The sequence below is a fragment of the Streptomyces sp. NPDC030838 genome (assembly GCF_055572035.1).
Genome location: NZ_JBVIED010000007.1, coordinates 148,286 through 166,410, shown reverse-complemented (window position 1 = coordinate 166,410; position 18,125 = coordinate 148,286). Strand labels below are relative to the sequence as shown.

The 18,125-nt window shown below is 73.3% G+C and carries 11 protein-coding genes and 1 pseudogene; 9 read left to right on the top strand and 3 right to left on the bottom strand.

Annotation, left to right across the window (positions count from 1 at the left end; genetic code table 11):
* Positions 1–8: 8 nt before the first annotated feature.
* The 7 genes and pseudogenes from tnpA to ACZ42A_RS20190 all read left to right on the top strand — a co-directional run.
* Positions 9–272: pseudogene (gene tnpA / locus ACZ42A_RS20220) on the top strand (IS200/IS605 family transposase); the annotation flags it as partial.
* Between the two features lie 193 nt (positions 273–465).
* Positions 466–4,941 (top strand): discoidin domain-containing protein, encoded by a 4,476-nt coding sequence (locus ACZ42A_RS20215; protein ID WP_468528601.1) that lies wholly within the window; start codon positions 466–468, stop codon positions 4,939–4,941.
* Positions 4,942–5,076: 135 nt separating this feature from the next.
* Positions 5,077–6,417 carry a radical SAM protein gene (locus tag ACZ42A_RS20210; RefSeq protein WP_468528600.1) on the top strand — a complete coding sequence of 447 codons (1,341 nt, stop codon included), beginning with the start codon at positions 5,077–5,079 and terminating at the stop codon, positions 6,415–6,417.
* Between the two features lie 145 nt (positions 6,418–6,562).
* The gene (locus ACZ42A_RS20205) at positions 6,563–8,077 is read left to right on the top strand and encodes a cellulose-binding domain-containing protein (RefSeq protein WP_468528599.1); all 1,515 of its coding nucleotides are present in this window, start codon (positions 6,563–6,565) and stop codon (positions 8,075–8,077) included.
* Between the two features lie 218 nt (positions 8,078–8,295).
* The gene (rsgA, locus tag ACZ42A_RS20200) at positions 8,296–9,396 is read left to right on the top strand and encodes a ribosome small subunit-dependent GTPase A (protein ID WP_468528598.1); all 1,101 of its coding nucleotides are present in this window, start codon (positions 8,296–8,298) and stop codon (positions 9,394–9,396) included.
* Between the two features lie 155 nt (positions 9,397–9,551).
* Positions 9,552–10,955, top strand: a complete 1,404-nt coding sequence (locus ACZ42A_RS20195; RefSeq protein WP_468528779.1) for a DNA-3-methyladenine glycosylase 2 family protein — start codon at positions 9,552–9,554, stop codon at positions 10,953–10,955.
* Positions 10,956–10,958: 3 nt separating this feature from the next.
* The gene (locus ACZ42A_RS20190; RefSeq protein ID WP_468528597.1) at positions 10,959–11,444 is read left to right on the top strand and encodes a methylated-DNA--[protein]-cysteine S-methyltransferase; all 486 of its coding nucleotides are present in this window, start codon (positions 10,959–10,961) and stop codon (positions 11,442–11,444) included.
* A gap of 180 nt (positions 11,445–11,624) precedes the next feature.
* On the opposite strand, the gene ACZ42A_RS20185 is transcribed toward ACZ42A_RS20190, so the two are convergent.
* Together ACZ42A_RS20185 and ACZ42A_RS20180 are read right to left on the bottom strand one after the other, a co-directional pair.
* Entirely contained in the window at positions 11,625–12,107 is a 483-nt protein-coding gene (locus tag ACZ42A_RS20185) for a DUF456 domain-containing protein (protein WP_468528596.1), read from the bottom strand.
* A gap of 63 nt (positions 12,108–12,170) precedes the next feature.
* On the bottom strand, positions 12,171–13,157 hold the full coding sequence (locus ACZ42A_RS20180; protein WP_468528595.1) for a helix-turn-helix domain-containing protein: 987 nt from the start codon (positions 13,155–13,157) through the stop codon (positions 12,171–12,173).
* Positions 13,158–13,481: 324 nt separating this feature from the next.
* On the opposite strand from ACZ42A_RS20180, the gene ACZ42A_RS20175 reads away from it, so the two are divergent.
* Entirely contained in the window at positions 13,482–14,876 is a 1,395-nt protein-coding gene (locus ACZ42A_RS20175; protein ID WP_468528594.1) for a PP2C family serine/threonine-protein phosphatase, read from the top strand.
* Between the two features lie 73 nt (positions 14,877–14,949).
* Entirely contained in the window at positions 14,950–16,692 is a 1,743-nt protein-coding gene (locus tag ACZ42A_RS20170; protein ID WP_468528593.1) for a pyruvate dehydrogenase, read from the top strand.
* Here the strand turns inward: ACZ42A_RS20170 and ACZ42A_RS20165 are convergent.
* Positions 16,689–18,017: a helix-turn-helix domain-containing protein gene (locus tag ACZ42A_RS20165; RefSeq protein ID WP_468528592.1), complete on the bottom strand. Its 1,329-nt coding sequence runs from the start codon at positions 18,015–18,017 to the stop codon at positions 16,689–16,691. The genes ACZ42A_RS20170 and ACZ42A_RS20165 overlap by 4 nt on opposite strands.
* Positions 18,018–18,125: the final 108 nt, after the last annotated feature.

Genomic DNA, 18,125 nt, shown 5'->3' with positions numbered 1-18,125 from the left:
ACCCTACTCTCCTGGTGCACTACCCGCCCAAGGTCGCCGTCTCCAAGCTGGTCAACAGCCTGAAGGGCGTCTCCGCTCGCCGGCTGCGGCAGGAGTCCACCGGCCGGATCAACCGGGCCATCACGCACGGGCGCCTGTGGTCACCCTCGTACCTCTTCGCGTCGTGCGGCGGGGCGCCGTTGGCGATCGTCCGCCAGTACATCGAGCAGCAAAAATGTCCGCTTCATGGTGCACGTCAGAGCAGCCTTGAGATGCATTCATCCCCGGCGTGAACGCCGGGGCTTTCTGCGAAGAGTCCCGGTAACGGGCGGCGGGTAGAGAACGGTTACTGAAACAGCGAGGGGATATGCCCTGCAGGTATCTTGCCCATCCAAGATGGACCGCACTAGCGTCGTAGAGAACGTTTACTATCCGCAGGCCTTCCGCCCCGCCTTCCTCCTCCTGCCCCGACTGCGAGGTCCCCGCATGCCCGTCTCCAGAAGATCCGTCCTGGCAACGGCCGCCGCCGGCACCGGCGCGCTCGCGCTGACCGGCTGGTCCCCGACGACGGCCGTCGCGCAGGTCGCCGCCGGGCCCGGGGCCGTCGGCGCGGCGGACGCCGGACGGCTCGACGTCATCGACTTCGGCGATCCCGACTCGGAGACCCTGCACGCCTTCCACGGCCCTGACACCGCGGTCGTCGACGGCCACTTCGGCGACCGCGCCCGCGTGTCCAAGCCCCTCGCCACGCCCGGTATCAAGGGCGGCGACCTGCGCTTCACCCTCGCCGTCGACCCGGTGCGGCAGACCTACCTCACCGTCAAGTTCTGGGGCGGCGACAGCTCGGCGTACAAGACGATCGCGTACATCAACGGCGAGCAGATCGGCTACCGCCGCTCCGGCGACTACGAGGCCCTGAACACCGGCACCAGCCGCCCGCTGCCCGGCCGGTTCTTCTACGCCACGATCATGCTGCCCCTGGAGCACACCCACGGCCGCGCCGAGGCCGAGATCACCCTGCGCACCTACGACAGCGCCTTCAGCGGCCAGGTCACCGCCGACTCCCGCGGCTACCACCGCGCCTACACCCACACTGGCGCCCACCTCGACCTCACCGGCGACCCGCAGGCGGACTTCACCCCGCCTACCGACACCGTCCCCGCCCTCCCCGCCGACCGGCAGCAGGCGCTCGTCGACGGCTACGTGGCGAGCCAGGTCAAGCTGTTCCACGACTTGTCCGCCAAGGTCGACGCCTCGCCCGCCGCCAAACTGTCGATCGTCCGCTACGTCGAGGAACTCTTCTTCTACGCGGGCGCCTTGGCCCGCGCCGACTGGTGCCCGGGCCGGACGCCCGCCAAGCGCCGCGCCGCCCTCCTGCGCGTCTTCAAGTGCGTCGACAACCACACCAAGGACTACTACGGCAACACCACACTCCTCGCCCGGGGCGGCCACCAGGGGGACTGGGGCGGCTACTACGGCGCGCTCGGCCAAGCCCTCTACCTGGTCGAGAACGTCATCGCCGACAATGATGTCTACGGCAGCGAGGCCTTCGAGGCGTTCCTCGACGAGCCGTTCACCACCGGCACGGAGGAGGGCGAGACCTCCCTGAAGGACGTCGACTTCGACGGCGGCCCGCTGACCCGGCGCGCCGCCTGGGAGCGGGTCCTCAAGGCCAACTTCGACTACGCCCGCTCCCGGCTGTCGTACATCTACAACCAGGTGATGTACACCTACGAGGGCGCCTGGGAGGCCCACGAGGGCCTGCGGGTGATCGGCTCGCGGTTCTACGAGGGCAGGGCGCGCAGCCATCGCATCGCGGGCGAGGCGCTGGGCTGGGAGCCGTTCCTCGGAGAGGAGGTGCTAGTCGGCCCGGACGGGAAGGACCTGGACCTCTTCCACTCCCTCTTCCAGCACGACACCACTGCCCGCTGGACCGCCGACTACATCCGCTACGTCATCAAGGGCCTCGCCCGCTCCAAGCTCGACCGGGACGGCAACGTCGTACGCCGCCTCCCCCTCGGCCGCCACCACACCACCGTCACCGAGGCCGGACACACCCGCGAGAACGGCTACGTCGCCAACTACGGCGAGGCCACCAACTACCTCCCCGAATGGTTCCACCGCACCTGGGGCCACGCGGGCGACGAGCCGCTCAACGACCGCATCCTGGAGCTGGCGCTGCGCAATCTACACGCCCGCTCGCACGCCCGGATGACCGACCTCGACGACAACCTCAAGCGCACCATGCGCATGGAGATGGTCATCGACGAACGCAACACCAACTACCCGGGCTTCCCCGGCTATGTGCTGCGCATCTCCGAGGGCAAGCTGCTGCACTACGTCTCCCTGGCCCGCCACATCGCCGAGCACCCGGACCGGTACGCCGGCGAGGAGTGGCGCGCCACCCGCGAGCACGCCCGGCAGGCGGTCGGTCTCGCCCAGCAGCAGATCGCCGACGGGCAGTACTTCGGCACGTTCTCCGCCGTCGCCGCGAAAAACAAGTACGACCTCGAACTCGGCGGGACTTGGGCCTGGCTGAAGGAGCAGACGCCGGCCGGGATCGTCCACCCGCACACTGACTTCGCCTACTACACCCCCGCCGAACTGACCGCCCTGGACGTGAACACCCGCGCCTACCAGCGGTTCGCCTGGGTCGACGTGGACTGCATGTTCGTGTCGCTGCGCGACGGCGACCTGCACCTGTGGGGCCACCTCAACGAACGCCAGCGCGGCTTCGCCCGCAACGGCCGCCTCCACGTCCGGCTGCCGGACCGAGACCACATCGTGCAGATCGCCACCAACGGGCGGTTCGCGTTCGAGGACTACTGGGCCCGCATGGACAACATCGACGTCGACTTCATGGAGGACCAGCAGATCGGCGGCGCCGACGCCCCGCAGTCTCTCGCCGGGGAGATCGCCCCGATCACCCACCAGCCCGGCGTCGGCACGGTCCGCCGCGAGAACTTCGAGGCCGACCACCCCTACTCCGGCTACCCGGACCTGCTGACCGCCCGCTGGGGCCGCTACCTCTTCGTCTTCAACACCACCCGCGCCGCCTACGGCAACGAGCGCTCCCACGAGGTGGAGGTGCCGTCGGCGGGCGCCGACGTGCTCGACCTGGTGAGCGGCGACCGGCTGCCGGTGCGCGACGGCCGGGTGACCGTACCGCCGAAGACGGGCCTGGTGCTGCGGCTCGATGACGACGGGACCGGCGAACGGGGGCCCGCGCACGTCGACTTCGCGCATGTCCTGCCTGGAGACGGCGCCCTCACCGTCACCTGGCAGACCACGGCGGGCGCCGAGCACTACGAGGTCCGGCGGGCGATCCGGCGCAAGGGGCCGTACGAGGTCGTCGCCGAGCGGGTGACGGGCCGCCACTTCACGGATCGCTCGGCCGCGTTCGGCGAGACGTACTACTACACGGTCACCGCCGTCAACGCCCACGGCCGCGGCTGGCCCTCGCACGCCCTGCGGGCCCGGCTTGCCGCGCCCGAGTCGCCGGGGCTGCGCGGCTCCGGCTGGCGGGACGACGCGCTGGCCGGGGCGCTGCCGGGCAGCAGCCTGGTGCGCGGGCCGGTGGTGCGGATCCTGGGGGCGCGCGGCGACGGGCTCGGTGAAGGCGACGACTACCGGGTGGATGCCCGGGACATCGACGACCAGCTGCACTTCGTCAGCCGCCCGGTGCCCGGCGGTTTCACCCTGACCGCCCGCGTCGACCGGGCGCGCGGGCCGCTGACCGGACTGATGCTGCGGGACCGGCTCACGGCCGACACCCGGCACCTGTACTTCGGCGCGGACGCGGAGGGCCGGCTGGTCTTCCACAACCGCACCCGCGACAGCCGCCACGACTGGCAGGACGACATTCGCTCGCCGGTCGCCCGGCACCTCGATGGCCACACCCTCGCCGCGACCCCGTATCTGCGCCTGGTCCGCGACCTCGCCACCCACCGGGTGCACGGTCAGGTGTCGGCGGACGGCGAGGTTTGGACGACGGTCGCCTCGCTGTTCACGCCACTGCCGTACGCGGTCCACGCGGGCCTCGCGGCCACCGGCGACGGCGAGTTCACCAGGGTCGCGGTGTCGCCCCTGCCCGCCGGAGCGGTGCTGGTCCACCTCGCGCGGGACGCCGACACGGTGAGCGTCCGCTGGAACAAGCCGGAGGACGCGGTGGCGTTCACGGTGTCCCGCTCGACGGACGGGGAGCGGTGGGAGGAGCTGGTCGACGGTATACGGTCGTATGCCTACGGCGACCAGGGACTCCGTCACGGCCGACGCCACTACCGCGTCACCGCCACGCTCGCCGGCGGCGGCACCCGCACCTCAGGAGTCGCCGTCGCCGAGGCCGAGACGCTGGCACGGGTGCTGGCCCGTGCCCACGCCGTCGACCCGGCCGAGTGGACCAAGCGCAGCCACGCCGCCTTCACCGCCGAACTCGACCAGATCGAGCAGGCCACCGGAACGGACGACGACACCCGCATCGACCAGGTGTACACCGCATACGAACTGCTCGTCTCCCGAGAGACACTGCTGCGCCGCACCCCGGTCACCGCGGCCATGGTCGCCGCGTCCACCATCGAGTGGCCGGGCCGTGGCACCACCGCCTCCAACGCCTGGAAGGCCTTCGACGGCGACCCGGCGACGTACACCGATACTCTCGCCGCCGAGAGCTGGATCGACATCGACGCGGGCGCGTCGGCCCCGCTGCGCGTCGACGGGGTGCGGATCCTGCCCCGCGCCGGGTACGCGAGCCGGGCCGCGGGCACCGTGCTGCGCGGCTCGGCGGACGGCGGCGCCACCTGGACCGACCTGCACACCGTCGGCGCCACCACCGAGGGCACCTGGTACGAGGCCACGCTCGCCGAGACCGCCGTCTTCCCGCGCCTGCGGCTGTACGACGGGCACAACGGGCGGTGCAACCTGGCCGAGGTGGAGTTCTGGTACTACGCGGCGGAGGAGGATTGAAGAATCTGACGAATCAGACGAAAGCGGTCCGAAATGTCGAGGCTGGCGGACCCGGCTGCACATCCCCGAAGCCATGAGGCATACCGTGAGAAGTCGCACGCCGCACCACGAAGACGCCGCAGGGAGGAGACACGGATGGGCAGCCGCACCGCGCTCGTCGAGGATCTGATGGAGCGCTTCCCGCATGTGCCGCGGGAGGCGGTCTTCAAAGAGGACCTGCTGCGCGGGGGTGTGGCCTTCGACCCGTCCGCGCTCAGCGACAACGAGGCCGGGGAGGTGAAGCCGAAGTCGTACTTCATCTTCTCCTTCGACCACGGCACCCTGCCCGAGCTGGGCGAGGCCGCGCTGCGCCGCCCGCCGGAGGAGATCATCCTCACCGGAGGGCCGTACGACCTGCGCCGGACCGTCGTGTCCGTCCGGGTGAACCCGTCCTCGCCGTACCGGGTCGCCGCGAACGAGGACGGTGTCCTCGGTCTCTACCTCGACGGCAAGCGCATCGCCGACGTCGGCGTGCCGCCGATGCCCGAGTACTACCGCCACACCCTTTCCAACGGGAAGTCCGTCATGGAGGTGGCCCCCACCATCCAGTGGGGTTACCTGATCTACCTCACCGTCTTCCGGGTCTGCCAGTACTTCGGCGCCAAGGAGGAGTGCCAGTACTGCGACATCAACCACAACTGGCGCCAGCACAAGGCCGCCGGTCGACCGTATACAGGAGTCAAGGACGTCGAGGAGGTCCTCGAGGCCCTGGAGATCATCGACCGGTACGATACCCAGAAGGCGTCCACCGCCTACACTCTCACCGGCGGCGCCATCACCAAGACCGTCGCGGGCCGTGACGAGGCCGACTTCTACGGCCACTACGCCAAGGCCATCGAGGAGCGCTTCCCCGGCCGCTGGATCGGCAAGGTCGTCGCCCAGGCGCTGCCCAAGGCCGACGTCCAGCGGTTCAAGGACTACGGCGTGCAGATCTACCACCCCAACTACGAGGTGTGGGACCGCCGCCTGTTCGAGCTGTACTGCCCCGGCAAGGAGCGCTACGTGGGCCGCGACGAATGGCACCGGCGGATCCTCGACTCGGCGGACGTCTTCGGCGCCCGCAACGTCATCCCCAACTTCGTGGCCGGCGTGGAGATGGCCGAGCCGTTCGGCTTCACGACGGTCGACGAGGCGATCGCGTCGACCACAGAGGGCCTGCGCTTCTTCATGTCGCACGGCATCACGCCCCGCTTCACCACCTGGTGCCCGGAGCCCACCACCCCGCTCGGCAAGGCCAACCCCCAGGGCGCGCCGCTCGAGTACCACATCCGGCTGCTGGAGGCCTACCGCGCCACCATGGACGAGTTCGGCCTGACCTCCCCGCCCGGCTACGGCCCGCCCGGCCCCGGCCGCGCCGTCTTCTCGGTCAGCTCGTTCATGGACAGCCTGCCCGCGCAGGAATCGGTGGCGGAGGAGCCGGTCACTGCGGGACAGTGAACGGGGCACTGCCGGACAGTGAACCCAGGGACAGCGCTTGTCAGTTGTGGGGGAGCCGTGAAAGGGTCGTGCCCGCCCCCGAGGTTCCCCACAACTCCCCTTTCCCCTGTGGTGAGTTGACCTCGCATGTGCACGCAGGAGACACATGCCCGACCTGCCGACCCCCCAGGACGCCACCGAGGCGGCGCTGTTCACCGAGTGCTGGGACACGGTCCTCTCCTACGCCGACCTGTGCACCTCCGGATCCGCCGCGGCCACCCGGCTCGCCCGTGAGGCGTTCGCCCGGGGGATCCGCGAAGCGCGCGGCACCGACTCCGCCCTGCCGCGCGGCACCGGCCGCCGCCCGCCCCGGCTACCCCGCATCCCGCTGCTGCTGACCGCCGTCCGCACCACGGCCGCCGCCTGGGAGACCGCCGGGGAGGGCCACCGCCTCGACCCCGACCTGCGGCTGTGGCTCACCTCCGACAAGGCCGCCCGCTACACCGGCCCCCCGGCGCGCCGGCCCCTCGCCCTGCGCGCCCTGCGCGACATGCAGGAAGCGGACGCGGCCCTGCTCTGGCTGGCCGAGGTGGAGGCGCTGCCGCTGCCCGTGGTGGCCCGGCGGCTCGGCCTCGACCCGGCCGGCGTCGCCGCCGAACTCGCCGAGGTGCGCCGCCTGTTCCGGGACCGCTGCCGCCGCGCCCACCTCGACGCACCGCTCGACGCGGAGTGCGGCCGCTACGCCCGTCTGCTCGACGCGGTCACCCGCACCCCGGTCACCGAGACCCCCGACGACCTGTCCCGGCACCTCGCCCGCTGTGTCGACTGCGCCGAGGCCGCTGCCTGTCTGCGGCTGCCCGGCGGCGGACTGCCCGCCGCCCTCGCCGGCGGCGTGATCGGCTGGGGCGGCCTCGCCTATCTGGAGCGCCGCCGCCGCGCGGCCGAGGTACGGCTCGGCGCGGGCCGCCCGGACGTGCCCGACCACGATCCGGAGGAGAGCGGCCGGCACCAGCCGCGCGTGCTGCGCAACGGCCTCCTCGTCGCCGCCGTCCTGGTCTCCGTGCTGGCGCTCGCCGTCACCCTGATGCCCTTCGACGGCACCGGCGGCCGCGTCGCCGCCCCGCCCGGCGACACCGCCGACCGCCAGCCGGTCGCCGACCCCCGCCCGTCCCCGCCGTCTCCGCCCGCCTCCCGGTCCGCCGCCCCGGCACCCCGTACGACGGCCCCGCGGAGCCCGTCCGCCACCGCCGCCGGTACGTCCGGCGAGCCGGACCGCCGGGACACCGCCCCCGACCCCGAACCCCAGGGCACCGCCACCTCCACCGCCCCGGCCGCCCCCGCACCGGACCCCGGCCGGACCGAACCCCCCGCCTGCCACGTCACCTACGAACTCGTCGGCCAGTGGCCCGACGGCTTCCAGGCCGGGGTCACCGTCCGCACCGACCGCGCCCTCGACGACTGGCGCGTCGCCTGGACGTTCCCCGACGGCCAGCGGGTGAACCAGATGTGGGATGCCACCCACACCCAGGACGGCGCCCGCGTCACCGCCCGCGCCGCCCACTACAACAAGGCGGTCCCCGCCGACGGCACCTTCTCCTTCGGCTTCCTCGCCTCTTGGCGGGGGAAGAACGCACCGGGCCACGACTTCGAGCTGAACGGGCGGGAGTGCACCACGGCCTGATCCCCAAATTGCGTTGACGCGCCGCCGCGCCCGCGGGCTACAGTGGCGGCGCATCACCGTGATGCGTGTGAACGAACGAGTGTGGACGAGGAGGTGTCGACCGATGGCTGTCATTGCGATGGGCGCTGCCCGCATCCAGGAATCCGTCAGGTCCACCTCCGTGGCCGCCGGCTGACGACCTCACACCGCGCCGGGGCCGCCCTTGTGAAGGGTCACCCTTGACTTCCACCTCGCTTTCCTCCTCTTTCTCCGCCCTCACCCCCTACGGCTGGGACGCCGCCTGGGCGGACGAGTTCACCCCGTACGCCGGCGAAGGGCTGCTGCCCGGACGGGTCGTACGGGTCGACCGCGGGCAGTGCGACGTGGTCACCGCCGACGGCGTGATCCGCGCGGACACCGCGTTCGTCACCCCGCACGACCCGATGCGGGTCGTCTGCACCGGCGACTGGGTCGCCGTCGACCCCGCGGGCACCCCGCGGTACGTACGCGCCTATCTGCCGCGGCGGACCGCGTTCGTGCGGTCCACCTCCTCCAAGCGGTCCGACGGGCAGATCCTCGCGGCCAACGTCGACCAGGCCGTCGTCGCCGTCTCGCTCGCCGTCGAGCTCGACCTCGGCCGGATCGAACGCTTCCTGGCGCTCGCCTGGGAGTCCGGGGCGCAGCCCGTGGTCGTGCTCACCAAGGCGGACCTCGTCCCGGACCCGGTGACGCTGGCGCACCTCGTCCAGGACGTGGAGACCAGCGCGCCGGGCGTCCCGGTGCTCACCGTCAGCGCGCACGACGGGGACGGGGTGGACGTGCTCACCGCCGTCCTCGGCACCGGCACGTCCGTGCTGCTCGGCCAGTCCGGCGCGGGGAAGTCCACCCTCGCCAACGCCCTCAAGGGCGAGGACGTCATGGCCGTACAGGCCGCCCGGGACGTCGACGGCAAGGGCCGGCACACCACCACCACCCGCAATCTGCTCGCCCTGCCGGGCGGCGGAGTGCTCATCGACACGCCCGGACTGCGGGGCGTGGGCCTCTACGACGCCGAGACCGGCGTCGGACAGGTGTTCTCCGAGATCGAGGAACTGGCCGAGGACTGCCGGTTCCACGACTGCGCCCATGAGGCGGAGCCGGGCTGCGCGGTGCTCGCCGCCGTCGACTCGGGCGAGCTGCCGGGCCGCCGGCTGGACAGCTACCGCAAGCTCAAGCGCGAGAACCAGTGGATCGTCGCCAAGACCGACGCCCGGGTCCGCGCCGAGCTGCGCCGGGACTGGAAGCGCAAGGGCGCGGAGGGCCGGGCGGCGATGGAGGCCAAGCGGAGGGGGTGGCGGTAAGGCGCCCGACACCGGGCTCGGCGCCCGACACCGGGCTTGGCGTCCGACACCGGGCTCGGCGCCCGACGCCGGGCTCGGTGTCCGATTTCCGCCAGCCGTACCTCCCGCCCCGGCGGAGACTGGATCCCGTGAGGGATTCCATGAAGGACTCCGTGATGGACGAGGACACCAGGTACGAGGCCGTACGCAGCCGGGACGCCCGGTTCGACGGGGCGTTCTTCTTCGCCGTCGAGACCACCGGGATCTACTGCCGGCCGAGCTGCCCGGCGGTGACGCCGAAGCGGCGCAACGTGCGGTTCTTCGCGACGGCCGCCGCCGCGCAGGGCTCCGGCTTCCGGGCCTGCCGGCGGTGCCGTCCGGATGCCGTGCCCGGCTCGGCCGACTGGAACGTCCGGGCGGACGTCGTCGGCCGGGCCATGCGGCTGATCGGCGACGGCGTGGTCGACCGGGAGGGTGTCGCGGGACTCGCCGCGCGGCTGGGGTACAGCGCGCGGCAGGTCCAGCGGCAGCTCACCGCCGAGCTGGGCGCGGGCCCGGTCGCGCTCGCCCGGGCGCAGCGGGCGCACACCGCGCGCGTCCTGCTCCAGACCACCGGGCTGCCGGTCACCGAGATCGCGTTCGCGTCCGGCTTCGCCAGCGTGCGGCAGTTCAACGACACGATCCGCGAGGTGTACGCCATGACCCCGAGCGCCCTGCGCGCCGCCGCGCCGCGATCGGGCGGCCACACCGCCCGCCGCCCGGGGACCCCGACCGCCGGCATCCCCCTCCGCCTCGCCCACCGCGGCCCCTACCAGGCCGCCCCCGTCTTCGACCTCCTGCAGCGAGAGGCGGTCCCCGGCGTCGAGGAGGTGACGGGCCCGCCCGGCGAGCGCCTCTACCGCCGCACCCTCAGGCTGCCGTACGGCACGGGGATCGTCGCGGTCGAGGAGCGGGCGGGGCGCGGACGCCCGGGCAGCGGCGTCGCCCACCCGGGCGGCTGGCTCGACGCCCGGCTGCACCTGACCGACCTCCGCGATCTGACCACCGCCGTGCAGCGCCTGCGGCGGCTGTTCGACCTCGACGCCGATCCGTTCGCCGTCGACGAGCGGCTGGGCGCCGACCCGCGGCTCGGTCCGCTGGTCGCGGCCCGCCCTGGGCTGCGGTCGCCGGGCGCCGCGGACCCGGAGGAACTGGCGGTGCGGGCGCTGGTGGGCCGGACGGCCGCCGAGGATCTGGTGCGGCGGTACGGCAAGACGCTCGACGCGCCCTGCGGCGGCCTCACCGACCTCTTCCCCGAACCGGCCGTCCTCGCCGAGGCCGAGCCCGACGGCCCGCTCGGCGCCCTCGCCGCCGCCCTCGCCGACGGCGCCGTACGGCTGGACCCCGGCGCCGACCGTGACGACGCGCAGGCGGCGCTCAGTGCGCTGCCCGGCCTGGACGCCGCGACCGTCGCCGTCATCCGCACCCGCGCCCTCGGCGACCCGGACGTCGCCCCGCCCGGCGCGGACATCCCCGACACCTGGCGCCCCTGGCGCTCGTACGCCACGCGACACCTGCGCGCAGCAGGGGAGTGGGAGTAAGACGTGAACACGTACTGGACGCACCTCGACAGCCCCGTCGGCCGGCTCCTGCTCACCGCCGACCCGGACGGCGCCCTGACCTCGCTGTCCGTGCCCGGCCAGAAGGGCGGCCGGACGGTCGGGGAGGGCGGGCGGGAGGACGCCGGCCCCTTCCGCGAGGCGGCCGGACAGCTCGCCGCGTACTTCGCCGGCGAGCTGAAGGAGTTCCACCTGCCCCTGCGCACGCACGGCACCGCCTTCCGCGAGCGGGTCTGGGCGGCGCTCGAGACCATCCCCTACGGGGCGACCACGACGTACGGCGAGATCGCCGCCCGGATCGGTGCGCCCCGGGCCGCCGTACGCGCCGTCGGCGGTGCGATCGGGGCCAACCCCCTGCTGATCGTCCGCCCCTGCCACCGGGTGATCGGCGCCGACGGATCCCTCACCGGATACGCGGGCGGGCTCGACCGCAAGGTATGGCTGCTCACGCTGGAGGGCGTGCGTATCTAGGCGTCTGGGCGCGCGGCGTCCGGGCGTCGGGGCGTCGTCCAGACCCAGCTGTGGATCCACCGCGGATGGATGCGGAGCAGCTCCTCGCCGAAGTACGGGCCCAGATCGTGCGGACCGGTCAGCAGCGGGAGGCCCTAGGTCGCACGGACCAAGGCGCCCGTACGGGCGACGGGGGCAGGGTCAGCCCCAGAGCACCGCGCCCAGCCACGCCCCCGCGATCAGCAGGCAGGTGAACAGCTCCGCCAGCACACTCCACCCGCCCGAACGCATCGCCGATCGCAGGGCCGCCCGCGCCTCGCCCGCCCGGCCCAGGCGCAGCCGCTCGGAGAGGTAGATGCCGGCCATGAAGCCGGGGATCGCGCCCAGCACCGGCAGCAGGAAGAAGCCGAGCAGCGCGCCCACCCCGGCGTACACCGCCATCCGGGGCGTGCCCCCGCCCGCCCGCAGCCGTCGCGGCGGCAGCGCCCAGCGCACCACCTGCGAGAGGAACAGCGCGCCCGTGGCGCTCACCAGCACCCACCAGGTCACCGGCTGCGGATCCTTCAGGGCCCACCACATCACCGCGGCCCACACCAGCCACGACCCCGGCACGCCGGGCAGCAGCACTCCGCACAGGCCGAACAGAATGACCACGCCGACCAGCAGGAGCTCCCACACTCCCATGAGCCCAGGGTGCCGGAGCCCGCCGCGCCGCGCAGTCCCGCGTGCGGCACGGCACCCCCGGCGTCACGGCCGCTCGCGCGCCACCCAGCCCCGTTCGCAGGCGTGCCAGCCCAGCTGCATCCGGGTCGTCACCCCGGTCAGCTCCATCAGCCGCTTCACCCGGCGCTGTACGGTCCGCAGGCCCAGGTCCAGCTGTTTGGCGACGCTCGCGTCGGTCAGCCCGGCCAGCAGCAGCGACAGGATCTCCAGATCCGTGCCGTCGGGGCCGTCCGGGCCCCGCTCGGTGACGCCGGACGCGCCGAGCCGCAGCGGCAGCGCCTGCCGCCACACCGACTCGAACAGCCCGGACAGCAGCTCCAGCAGCCCGCTCGCGTGCACGACGAGCGCGGCGGGCTCGGCGGTGGGACGGGTCAGCGGCACCAGGGCCAGCGAGCCGTCGGCGACGACCAGTTTCGTCGGCACCCGGTCCACCACCCGCACCTGCTCGTCGCGGCTGAGCGCGGCGGTCAGCTCGGTGATGCCGTACGGCTGGTCGAGCACGGCCCGCTCGACGACCACGCGGTAGCGCACCCCGCGGGCGGCGGCCTGCTCCTCGGCGTCGTTCTCCATCCCGGTGACGGCCACCGGACGGCCGGTGACCAGCGCGCACACCTCCTCGCTCGCCCCCAGCTGCAACTGGAGGAAGCGCTGGGTGACCGCCGCCGCGCCGATCACCACCTCGACCAGGTCGTGCACGGCCGGCTCGGCGGCCGCCGCCCGGTACTCCTCGGCGAGCAGCGCCGCGGTCAGCTCCGCCTTCTCCAGTTCGTGCCGCCGCTGGGCGAGCAGCGCGCCCAGCGCCACCCCCGGCGGGGCGGCCACCCAGCGGCCGGGGCGGCCCGAGGACTGGGCGGCGAGCCCGTGCCGCTCCAGTCGGCGAAGCGCCCGCTCGGTGTCCTGCTCGCCGAGCGCCAGCCGGCGCGCCAGATCGGACACGTCGGCCGCGCCGACCGCGACCAGCGCGCGGTACGCCGACTCATGCCGCTCGTCCAGCCCTATCGCTGCCAGCACCAGACTCCGCCCCTCCCCATTCGGCCGGTCCCGCGGTGTCCACGGGTGGCGGAAAACAGCCACGGCGCAAACCCGCCGCCGAACATCATCGCCGTACGCCCTGGGCCTCTGCGAAGGTGGGGTCACCGGCGCGGACGGGGCCGGGTCTCGTGCCGTCGCCGGGCGGTTCTCCCGTGGGGGGTGGAACCGCTCGGCGGCCACCATCGCCCGCCGCCCGTACCGCTGTTCGACGCGTCGCCCGACACGCCGACCCACGCGTCACGGCGTACCGGATTTTCCTGATGCCCCGTTTTCTTCCGGCCCCCGCCGTGGACAATTACCGGCATGAGCCAGCAGGGGGGAAGGCCCACCGGTCACTCCGACGACTGGTGGGGGGAATTGTACGACGACTCCGTCGACGACACGGGCCCCACGCCCACGCCGGACTCGCTGGACGACAGGTTCGCCTCCGCGTCCGGCGCGGTGACCGGCGGCCCGCCCGCGCCCCCGCCCCGCGTACCGGCACCACGCGGCGGGCCCATTCCGCGGCCGGAATCGGCCGGTCCCCGGCCCGAGGCACCCGGTCCGCGGCCCGAGGCCGCCACTCCGCCGCCCGAGAAGGCCACTCCGCCACCCGGGGGACCCACCGCCTCGGCGACCGGAAGCACCGCGCCACCCCCGCTCCCCAGGTCCGCCACGTCGCCCACGGCGCCCAGGCCCCCCGCGTCTTCCTCGCCCCCCGCCGGCCGGGCGAGCACCCCTGCGATACCCCCCACCCCGCTCGCGTACGTAGGCTCCGGCCCCCCGACCTACGACCCCGAGCCCACCGCCCTCCCCACCGCCGACCCCGACGACCTCGGCGATCTCGTCCCCGACACGGTGCTCGACGGCGCCCGCTACGGCACCTGCACCCTGCGCGCCGCCTCCCTGCGCGGCGACTCCGCCCGGTACCGCGGCGAACCGCGCCGCGACGCGCTGCTCACCGCCCGTTTCGGCACCGGGGAACAGGCGCTGCTGCTGGTCGCGATGGCCACCGGGGCGCGGGCGACCCCGCGCGCCCACCGCGCCGCCGCCGAGGTGTGTCAGTGGATCGGCAGAGCCGTCGGCCGCAGCCACGCCCGGCTCGTGGAGGACATCCGCGCGGGGCGCCGCGGCGACCTGAAGTCGGGCCTGCACCGGCTGACCGACCGCAGCCTCGGCAGACTCCGGGCCGGCGCCGCCGACCAGGGCCTGCGCCCCGAGGAGTACGCCGCCACCCTGCGCTGTCTGCTGCTGCCCGCCGACCCCGAGTGCCGGACCCGGGTCTTCTTCGGCGTCGGCGCGGGCGGTCTCTTCCGGCTCCGCGACGGCGCCTGGCAGGACATCGAACCGCAGGTCACCGAGGTCGTCGGCGAGCCCGTCGTCGGCTTCGGCTCGCCGCCGCCCGAGACCGCGGAGGGCGACCGGCTCACCATGGACCTGGGCATCCCCACACCCCCGAGCCCGTACGACCCGCTCCCCGAACCGCCCCGCGAACCCTTCCGCTTCCGCGCCTCCGTCGCCCGACCGGGTGATGTCCTGCTGATGTGCACCGAGGGCCTCGCCGAGCCCCTGCGCGGCGAACCCGAACTCCCCGCCCACCTCACCGAACGGTGGTCGCACCGGGAACCACCCGGCCTCGCCGCGTTCCTCGCCGACGCCCAGGTCCGGGTGAAGGGGTACGCCGACGACCGTACGGCGGCCGCCGTTTGGGAGGCGTAACCGCGCACTGTGTGGATTCATGGATCGAGGGGCCTCACCGGACGTGCCGCACAACGAAGGGGCGCAGGGATCCATGGCCAAGCAGAACGTCGCCGAACAGTTCGTCGACATCCTCGCCCGCGCCGGCGTGAAACGCCTGTACGGCGTCGTCGGCGACAGCCTCAACCCCGTCGTCGACGCGGTCCGCCGCAACTCCGCCCTCGAGTGGATCCATGTCCGGCACGAGGAGACCGCCGCCTTCGCGGCCGGCGCCGAGGCCCAGATCACCGGGAAGCTGACCGCCTGCGCGGGCTCCTGCGGCCCCGGCAACCTCCACCTCATCAACGGCCTGTACGACGCCCACCGGTCCATGGCCCCCGTCCTCGCCCTCGCCTCGCACATCCCGTCCGGCGAGATCGGCCTCGGCTACTTCCAGGAGACCCACCCCGACCGGCTGTTCCGCGAGTGCAGCCACTACAGCGAGCTGATCTCCAGCCCGCGGCAGATGCCCCGGCTGCTGCAGACCGCCATCCAGAACGCGGTCGGCCGCTCCGGCGTCAGCGTCGTCTCGCTCCCCGGCGACATCGCAGCCGAACCGGCCCCCGACCGGGTCGCCGAGACCGCCCTCGTCACCGCCCGGCCCACGGTCCGCCCCGGCGACGAGGAGATCGACAAGCTGGTCGACCTGATCGACCGGGCCGAGAAGGTCACCCTGTTCTGCGGCAGCGGCACCGCGGGCGCGCACGCCGAGGTGATGGAGTTCGCGGAGAAGATCAAGTCACCGGTGGGGCACGCCCTGCGCGGCAAGGAGCACATCCAGTACGACAATCCGTTCGACGTCGGGATGAGCGGGCTGCTCGGCTACGGCGCCGCCTACGAGGCCACCCACGAGTGCGACCTGCTCCTCCTGCTCGGCACCGACTTCCCGTACAACGCCTTCCTGCCCGACGACGTCGCCATCGCCCAGGTCGATGTACGCCCCGAACACCTCGGCCGCCGCTCCAAGCTGGACCTCGCCGTGTGGGGCGATGTGAAGGAGACCCTGCGCTGTCTCATCCCCCGGGTGAAGACGAAAGAGAACCGGCGCTTCCTCGACAAGATGCTGAAGAAGCACGCGGACGCGCTGGAGGGCGTGGTCAAGGCGTACACCCGCAAGGTGGACAAGCACATCCCGATCCACCCGGAGTACGTGGCCGCCGTCCTCGACGAAGTCGCCGACGACGACGCGGTGTTCACGGTCGACACCGGCATGTGCAACGTCTGGGCGGCCCGCTACATCTCGCCCAACGGCCGCCGCCGCGTCATCGGCTCCTTCTCCCACGGCTCCATGGCGAACGCGCTGCCGATGGCGATCGGCGCGCAGTTCACCGACCGCCGCCGCCAGGTGGTGGCGATGGCCGGCGACGGCGGATTCGCCATGCTCATGGGCGACTTCCTCACGCTCGTCCAGTACGACCTGCCGGTGAAGGTCGTCCTGTTCAACAACTCCTCGCTGGGCATGGTGGAGCTGGAGATGATGGTCGCCGGACTGCCCTCGTACGGCACCACCAACAAGAACCCCGACTTCGCCGCCGTCGCCCGCGCCTGCGGTGCCTACGGCGTCCGCGTCGAGAAGCCCAAGCAGCTCGCCGGCGCCCTCAAGGACGCCTTCAAGCACAAGGGCCCCGCCCTCGTCGACGTCGTCACCGACCCCAACGCCCTGTCCATCCCGCCGAAGATCAAGGCCGAGATGGTGACCGGGTTCGCGCTCTCCGCGTCCAAGATCGTGCTGGACGGCGGGGTCGGCCGGATGCTCCAGATGGCCCGCTCCAACCTCCGCAACGTGCCCCGGCCCTAGTCGTACGGCGCCCACGCGCGGGCCGAGGTGTCGTACGTGTAGCGGGGCAGGCCCTCGATGGCGCTGGTGCGGAACGGGCGGCCGTGGTCGTCGACGCGGACCGTGCCGGTGCGGCCCTGCGACGACCAGTCCAGCTCCAGCCACCAGCGGCAGTCGCAGCCCGCCGTCCGCGCGGTGACCAGCAGCACCTCCGGGTCCTCGGCGGACACCCGGTACGGCAGCCGGACGGCCGGGATCGGCGTGCCCGCGTCGTTCCCGGCGACCGAGCGGGCGATCGGCCGGTCCTTGTCCAGGTCCACCGCGAAGTGCCGCGGTGTGAGCGCGCCGCCGCAGCCCTGGTCCATGGCGTACGCGTTGCCCGGCGCGGGCTCGGCCCGCCCGGCCACCCGTACCCGCAGCGCCTCCAGGACCACGGCCGTGGAGGACAGGCCCTGCACGGAGATCCGTACGTTCGTCTCCCTGCCGTGCACCGCGCCCTGCGTCGCCGCCCAGGTCCCGGCGTCCTGCGGGGCCGGGGGCGGCGGCACCTGGGCGGGCGGCTTGCCGACGACGTAGTCGTGGCCGCAGCCCTGCGCCCAGACCTGGGAGTCGGCGGTCCAGGCGAGGGGGACGGCGGGGGCGGGGTGTGGGGTGGGGGTGGTGCGTTCGGTGGGTGTGGTGCCGGGGGCGGCGGGCTTCTTCGTCGGCGTGGTGGGTGACGGGGTCGTCGAGGCTCCGTCAGGGGGCCGGGTCTCCGTGGACGTCGAGGGGCCGCTCGACGTCCGGGGCGCGGGCGTCGTGGCCGTCGTACGGGACGACGGGGCCGCCTCGGTGGCGGAGCGGCGGTCGGTGGGCAGCGCGGCGAGGCTGCCCACCGTGGCGAGGAAGGCGCAGGCGACGGCGGCGGTGACGGCGAGACGGCGGCGGTACCAGGGGACAGGGGCCGGGACCGGTGCTTCCTCCGGCACCGGGGGTGGAGTCGGTTCTGTTTCTGTTTCTGTTTCTATCTCCGGCGCCGGGGCGTTCGTCCGCGCGGCCGCCTCCGGGCGGGGCCGCTGCCGGGCCGCCAGCGCCGCCAGCCAGCGGCGGTGCAGTTCCACGCGCTCCTCGGGCGTCGCCCCGCACAGCGCGGCGAACCGCTCCACGGGCGCGAAGTCCTGCGGGACCGCGTCGCCCGCGCAGTAGCGGTGCAGCGTCGAGGTGTTCATGTTCAGGCGGCGGGCGAGCGCACCGTAACTGCGGTCCGTACGCCCCTTCAGCTCTCTCAGCAGCGTCGCGAACTCCGCGACGTCGTCGTCCTGTCCGGACACCTTTCCCCCGGTGCGCTCGCGGGCCCGGGACGGCATCCCAGGCACTCCATGTATCTGCACGTCAGAGGGGGTGGGATGGTTCCATGCCGACGGATCCTGCGTCCCCGGTTGCGCCCGCCGCCGTGCCCCGCCGATGCTCTTGGT

Coding starts and splice junctions, on each gene's coding strand:
- ACZ42A_RS20215 (WP_468528601.1), top strand. CDS start 466: ATGCCCGTCTCCAGAAGATCCGTCCTGGCAACGGCCGCCGCCGGCACC.
- ACZ42A_RS20210 (WP_468528600.1), top strand. CDS start 5,077: ATGGGCAGCCGCACCGCGCTCGTCGAGGATCTGATGGAGCGCTTCCCG.
- ACZ42A_RS20205 (WP_468528599.1), top strand. CDS start 6,563: ATGCCCGACCTGCCGACCCCCCAGGACGCCACCGAGGCGGCGCTGTTC.
- ACZ42A_RS20195 (WP_468528779.1), top strand. CDS start 9,552: ATGGACGAGGACACCAGGTACGAGGCCGTACGCAGCCGGGACGCCCGG.
- ACZ42A_RS20185 (WP_468528596.1), bottom strand. CDS start 12,107: ATGGGAGTGTGGGAGCTCCTGCTGGTCGGCGTGGTCATTCTGTTCGGC.
- ACZ42A_RS20175 (WP_468528594.1), top strand. CDS start 13,482: ATGAGCCAGCAGGGGGGAAGGCCCACCGGTCACTCCGACGACTGGTGG.
- ACZ42A_RS20170 (WP_468528593.1), top strand. CDS start 14,950: ATGGCCAAGCAGAACGTCGCCGAACAGTTCGTCGACATCCTCGCCCGC.
- ACZ42A_RS20165 (WP_468528592.1), bottom strand. CDS start 18,017: ATGCCGTCCCGGGCCCGCGAGCGCACCGGGGGAAAGGTGTCCGGACAG.